The sequence below is a fragment of the Microbacterium umsixpiens genome (genome assembly GCF_053543675.1).
The window spans coordinates 1-721 of the sequence record NZ_JBLVOH010000217.1 but is presented as its reverse complement, the minus strand read 5'-3'; the positions used below and the strand labels follow the sequence as shown (position 1 = coordinate 721).

The window sequence follows — 721 nt, the reverse complement described above, 5'->3', positions numbered from 1 at the left end:
GGGGTGCTCGAGGTGTTCCTCGCGTGCTGGCGGGAGAGCTACCGGGATCTACTCCCCGACGCGGCGATCGACGCGATGACGGATGAGCGGGCCGAGGCGCTGTGGCGCCGGGTGCTCGCCGATCCGGTGGGCGTCGTGCTCGTCGCCGAGCGCGACGGTGAGATCGTCGGGATCACCCGGTACGCCGCGACCCCCGGCGATGGCGACCGGGTCGACGGCGCGGTGCACTCGCTGTACGTCTCGCCGCGGGCCCACGGGGGCGGGATCGGCGGCGGGCTGCTGGCTCAGGCGGCGGCGGAGCTGCAGGATGCCGGGGCCGAGGCCGCGACGCTGTGGGTGTTCGCGGCGAACCTGCCGTCGATCGGGTTCTACGAGTCGAAGGGCTGGCGTCCCGACGGAGCCACCCGCACCCAGCCGGAGTTCGGTGAGCCCGAACAGCGCATGCGCAGGGAGTGGACATGACCGCCGACGCAGCCGTCGCCGCCGTCCTCGCCACGGACTCCGCACCGCGCGGCGCCGTCGCGGGTGTCGTCACCCACGCCGGGCGCGACGTCGCCGCGGGCGGCCTGGCCGACCTGGCCGGAACGCCGATGACCACGGCGACCGCGTTCGACATCGCCTCGGTATCGAAGGTCGCCGCGACCACGACCGCGATCCTGCGACTGGTCAGCCGCGGCGACATGGGCTTCGAAGACCGCGTCGACCGCTTCGTCCCCCGCCC

At 74.3% G+C, this 721-nt stretch carries 2 protein-coding genes; both read left to right on the top strand.

Going from position 1 to position 721, the window contains the following annotated elements:
• On the top strand, positions 1 to 462 hold a 462-nt coding region (locus ACNPM4_RS18475; protein WP_448986666.1), incomplete at its 5' end, for a GNAT family N-acetyltransferase.
• Positions 459 to 721 (top strand): serine hydrolase (locus ACNPM4_RS18470; RefSeq protein ID WP_448986665.1); only part of this gene is annotated, 263 nt, incomplete at its 3' end. The genes ACNPM4_RS18475 and ACNPM4_RS18470, both read left to right, overlap by 4 nt.